Annotated in this window: 5 protein-coding genes; all 5 read left to right on the forward strand. The window is 68.5% G+C overall.

The window, feature by feature from the left end; all coding sequences use genetic code 11:
* A partial coding sequence (locus A5686_RS16615) for a DUF4190 domain-containing protein (RefSeq protein ID WP_067936397.1) occupies positions 1–441 on the forward strand: 441 nt, incomplete at its 5' end.
* Between the two features lie 126 nt (positions 442–567).
* Complete coding sequence (locus A5686_RS16620; protein ID WP_067936400.1) at positions 568–1,875, forward strand: magnesium transporter MgtE N-terminal domain-containing protein; 1,308 nt, start codon at positions 568–570, stop codon at positions 1,873–1,875.
* Positions 1,872–2,414 (forward strand): DUF1003 domain-containing protein, encoded by a 543-nt coding sequence (locus tag A5686_RS16625; protein WP_067936403.1) that lies wholly within the window; start codon positions 1,872–1,874, stop codon positions 2,412–2,414. Before A5686_RS16620 ends, A5686_RS16625 begins: the two co-directional genes overlap by 4 nt.
* A 107-nt stretch (positions 2,415–2,521) precedes the next feature.
* The gene (locus A5686_RS16630) at positions 2,522–3,916 is read left to right on the forward strand and encodes a lytic transglycosylase domain-containing protein (protein ID WP_197520603.1); all 1,395 of its coding nucleotides are present in this window, start codon (positions 2,522–2,524) and stop codon (positions 3,914–3,916) included.
* Between the two features lie 58 nt (positions 3,917–3,974).
* Positions 3,975–5,071 (forward strand): Mrp/NBP35 family ATP-binding protein (locus tag A5686_RS16635; protein ID WP_156750112.1); only part of this gene is annotated, 1,097 nt, incomplete at its 3' end.

Genomic DNA, 5,071 nt, shown 5'->3' on the forward strand with positions numbered 1-5,071 from the left:
TACGCATCCGGCTACCCGCCGCCCGTAGCTCCCCCGCCCGGATACGAGCAGCCGCCCGGCTATGGCGCTCCCGCCTATCCGTGCGAGCCCGGCGGCGGCCCACCCATCTATGGGCCTCCCGCTCATCCGGGCGGCTACTACCCAACGCCGGATTACCAGGGCGCTTACTATTCGACGCCCGATTACGGCGGCTATGGATCTGCGCCGCCACAGAAAGCCGGGACGAACGCGCTGGCGATCGCCTCGCTCATCTCGTCGTTCACCGGCCTGCTGTGCTGCATTGGATCGATCGTGGCGATCGTCCTGGGCGCGATCGCCATAAGACAGGTCAAGCGGACGGGGCAGGACGGCTTTGGTCTAGCGGTCGCGGGCATCGTCATCGGAATCGCCACGCTGGGCGTATCTTTGGTGTTCCTGCTCTTCGCGATGCACACGCGTTAGGCATCAGGCCCCCCAGGCGATCGCAAGCACGGCGCAGCCCGGCGCGCAGCGGGTCGCCACGCATCAGGCCCCCGGCCGGCCCGGGTTGTCTGCCATCGGACCGACGGCTGCCTAGGCTCTACTCCCATGGGATCGGTCAACAGGGTGTACGTCGCGCGGCTGTCGCGGATGTTGGTGCTGGGTCCGCTAGGCGAATCCGTCGGGCGAGTGCGCGATGTCGTGATCAGCATCAGCATCGTTCGCCAACAACCGCGAGTACTCGGCTTGGTAGTCGACCTCGCGACGCGCCGCAGCATCTTCATCCCGATCTTGCGCGTCGCCTCCATCGAGCCCAACGCCGTGACGTTGAGCACGGGCAACGTGTCCTTGCGTCATTTCGTCCAGCGGCCCGGGGAGGTGCTGGCGATCGGCCAGGTACTCGACACCGTCGTCAAGGTCAACGACCCCGAACTGCCCGAGTTGGCCGGCCTGGACGTGGTGGTCACCGACCTGGGCATCGAGCAGACCCGAACGCGGGACTGGATGGTGAGCCGGGTCGCCGTGCGCAGCCAACGCCGGCTGGGACGGCGGGGCCCGGTTCACGTCGTCGACTGGCACAACGTGCAAGGCTTGACACCTTCGGCCCTGGCGCTGCCGGGCCAAGGTGTGGCGCAACTGCTCGACCAGTTCGAGGGCCGCAAACCTGTCGACGTGGCCGACGCAATCCGGGGGTTGCCGCCGAAACGGCGCTACGAGGTGCTCAAGGCGCTCAACGATGACCGGTTGGCCGACATCTTGCAGGAACTGCCCGAGCTGGATCAGGCCGACGTGCTGTCGCAGCTGGGTACCGAGCGATCCGCCGACGTGCTCGAGGAGATGGATCCCGACGACGCCGCCGACCTGCTCGGCGTGCTGAATCCAACCGACGCCGAGATCCTGCTGACCCGCATGGATCCCGGGGATTCGGCCTCGGTGCGCCGGCTGCTCACCCACTCACCCGACACCGCGGGCGGCTTGATGACTTCGGACCCGGTGGTGCTGACCGCCGACACGGCTGTCGCCGAGGCGCTGGCCCGCGTCCGCGATCCCGACCTCAGCACCGCGCTGTCGTCCATGGTGTTCGTGGTGCGTCCGCCCACGGCCACCCCCACCGGGCGTTACCTGGGTTGTGTGACACTGCAGCGACTCCTGCGCGAGGCACCCGGGGAACTGGTCGGCGGGATCGTGGACAGCGACCTGCTGACGTTGACGCCGGAGACACCGCTGGTCTCGGTGACCCGCTACCTCGCCGCGTACAACCTGGTGTGCGGGCCCGTGGTCGATGACGAGAACCATCTGTTGGGGGCGGTCACCGTCGACGACCTGCTCGATCACCTGCTGCCGCACGATTGGCGGGTGGACATGCAGGAACTCGACACCGCCGGCCGGCTCGAAGGAATGGGAGGGCCCTCGTGAGCAAGTCCACGGCTCCGCGGGGGCTCTACACGCCGCGAACATCCCGCAGGTACTCCCCGCGGCTGGATCCCGAAACCGTCGGACAGTTCACAGAGTCGATCGCACGCTTCTTCGGCACCGGCCGGTACCTACTGCTACAGACGATCGTGGTCATAGTGTGGATCGCGCTGAACCTGTTCGCGGTCGGGCTGCGCTGGGACCCCTATCCGTTCATCTTGCTGAATCTGGCCTTCTCCACGCAGGCGGCCTACGCGGCGCCGCTGATCCTGCTGGCCCAGAACCGTCAGGAGAATCGAGACCGCGTCGCACTTGAAGACGACCGTCGCCGCGCGGCCCAGACCAAGGCCGACACCGAGTACTTGGCCCGCGAACTAGCCGCCGTGCGGCTGGCCGTCGGCGAGATGGTGACGCGTGAGTACCTGCGCCACGAGTTCGATGACTTGCGCGAATTTTTGGCTAAATTGCGGGCGGAAACCGCAGGTGCCGACCCGATTCATGGCGGCGACTCCCTTGAGCGCACGGCTAAGAAATCCAGGTGAGAACCATTTCGACCATTGCGCCACTCGTGTCACAAGAGTTATGTATGGTGATCTGGTTCACCGAGCCAACAGAAAGTGGACCCAGCTCACATATCTAGGACGGTCGAGTGCGCATAGGGGGAAGCCGGGGTGAAAGCCCCGCCGCCGCGTCTGTACGGCAGCGAGCACTTCGGAACACGCGCAAGCCGATTTTCGGCGTGGCAATGATCACTCCTTTGGTCTTCGCGGGGGCGGTCAGCGCAGCGTCCCCTTCGCTTCCGGTGCGAATGCCCTCGAGGCATGCCGCCGTCACCCCGGTGGCCGCGGTCTCACCGAGCTTCCCCGACCTCACCGGCCCCGCCGTGGTCGCGATGGACCGCGGTCCCAGCGCATTTCACGTCGCCGAGCCCGCGTTGTCCGCCCCGCCGCCGGCGATGATCGTGAACGCGCGTGGCGCACTGGGCATTCCAAGCATCGCGCTGGCCGCGTACCGCAATGCAGAACAGAAGATGGCCGTCGCGGCGCCGGGCTGCGGCGTCAGCTGGAACCTGTTGGCCGGGATCGGGCGCATCGAATCGGGCCACGCGGGCGGCGGTGCGGTCGACTCACGCGGCACCGCAATCAGCCCGATTTACGGCCCGTCCCTGGACGGTTCGCTGCCCGGCAACGAGACCATCATTCAGAGCAGCGCGGGCAACCGCGTCACCTACGCCCGCGCGATGGGGCCGATGCAGTTCCTGCCAGGGACGTGGGCGCGTTACGCCTCCGATGGCAAGGGCGACGGCGTGGCGGATCCGCAGAACATTTTCGACTCCACCCTGGCGGCCGCCCGGTACTTGTGCAGCGGCGGGCTCAACCTGCGCGAGCAGTCACAAGTCTTGACCGCGATCCTGCGCTACAACAACTCGATGCCCTACGCGCAGAACGTGTTGGGCTGGGCGGCGGCCTACGCCACAGGCGTCGTGCCGGTCGACCTACCGCCGATGACCGGACCACCGCCGCCGCTGGGTGACGCGCACCTCGAGCACGCCGAAGGGCTCGGCCCCAACCTGCCGATGAACATCAACGGCCTGCCGCTCGACGACCCGCTGGCTCGTGTTCCGCTGATCGACTTGAGCAGCCCGGGGCTCCCCGGTTCCCAGCCGATGTTCCCGTGGATGACACCAACACCTCAGCAGGCGCCGGCCCGGGTTCCCGGTTGCACGGTGATCTGCATCGGCTCGCAGAACACGCCGCCCGCGGGTCCGTCGCAGCCGTTCGCGCCTCCACCGCCGTTCGCGCCCCCCGCGCCGCCGCCGTTCGCGCCCCCGGCGCCGGCGCCGTTCGGAGCGCCCGCGGCGCCGGCGCCGTTCGGAGCGCCCGCTCCGGACGCCGGCCCACCGCCGACACCCCCGGCCGCGGCGGCAACGCCTCCGGCCGCCGGACCCACGCAGGCGGCCCCGGCGCCCAGGTCCCCCGGACCGTCGGGCGCGGCGCTCGGCGCACCCAAGCCAAAACATCCGGGGCCCGGTCCGGCCAGCTAGCCCCGCGCAGCGGGTCGCCGCCAAACCGCATCCTCGCGCACGCCTACACTCGGCGGTGATGTCCCGCCATGACTCTCCTGATTCGGCAGCCGACCTGAGCGCGGCTATCCGCACCGCCCTGGGCAAGGTGATTGACCCCGAACTGCGGCGTCCGATCACAGAACTCGGGATGGTCAAGAGCATCGACACCGAGTCCGATGGCGCGGTCCATGTCACGATCTACCTGACCACCGCCAGCTGCCCGAAGAAGACCGAGATCAGCGACCGCGTAAGCCAGGCGGTCGCTGACGTCCCGGGCACCGGCGCGGTCAAGGTCACCCTGGACGTGATGAACGACGAGCAGCGCACCGAGTTGCGCAAGCAGTTGCGCGGCGACGCCCGCGAGCCGATTATCCCGTTCGCGCAACCGAATTCGCTAACCCGCGTCTACGCCGTCGCGTCCGGAAAGGGCGGCGTCGGGAAGTCCACAGTCACGGTCAATCTGGCGGCGGCGATGGCGACCCGCGGCTTGTCGGTCGGTGTGCTGGACGCCGACATCCATGGCCATTCGATCCCCCGGATGATGGGCACCACCGACCGGCCCACCCAGGTCGAGTCGATGATCCTGCCGCCCATCGCCCACGACGTGCGGGTCATCTCCATCGCCCAGTTCACCGAGGGCAATACCCCCGTGGTGTGGCGCGGACCGATGCTGCATCGCGCGCTGCAGCAGTTCTTGGCCGACGTCTACTGGGGTGATCTGGACGTGCTGCTGCTCGACCTGCCGCCGGGAACCGGCGACATCGCCATCTCGGTGGCGCAGTTGATCCCCAACGCGGAGATCCTGGTGGTGACGACGCCGCAGCTGGCCGCGGCCGAGGTTGCCGAGCGGGCCGGCAGCATCGCCCTGCAGACCCGCCAACGTGTCGTCGGCGTCGTGGAGAACATGTCCGGACTCACCCTGCCCGACGGCTCCACGCTGCAGGTGTTCGGTGAGGGCGGTGGCCAGCAGGTGGCCGAGCGGCTCTCCCGCGCGGTCGGAGCCGACGTGCCTCTGCTGGGGCAGATCCCGCTGGATCCCGCGCTGGTGGCCGCGGGCGATTCCGGCACGCCACTGGTGCTCAGCGCACCCGATTCGTCCGTCGGCAAGGCGCTGAGCGCGGTGGCCGATAGTTT

The sequence above is a fragment of the Mycobacterium sp. E2479 genome (genome assembly GCF_001667925.1).
Classification (GTDB): domain Bacteria; phylum Actinomycetota; class Actinomycetes; order Mycobacteriales; family Mycobacteriaceae; genus Mycobacterium.

Coding starts and splice junctions, on each gene's coding strand:
- A5686_RS16620 (WP_067936400.1), top strand. CDS start 568: ATGGGATCGGTCAACAGGGTGTACGTCGCGCGGCTGTCGCGGATGTTG.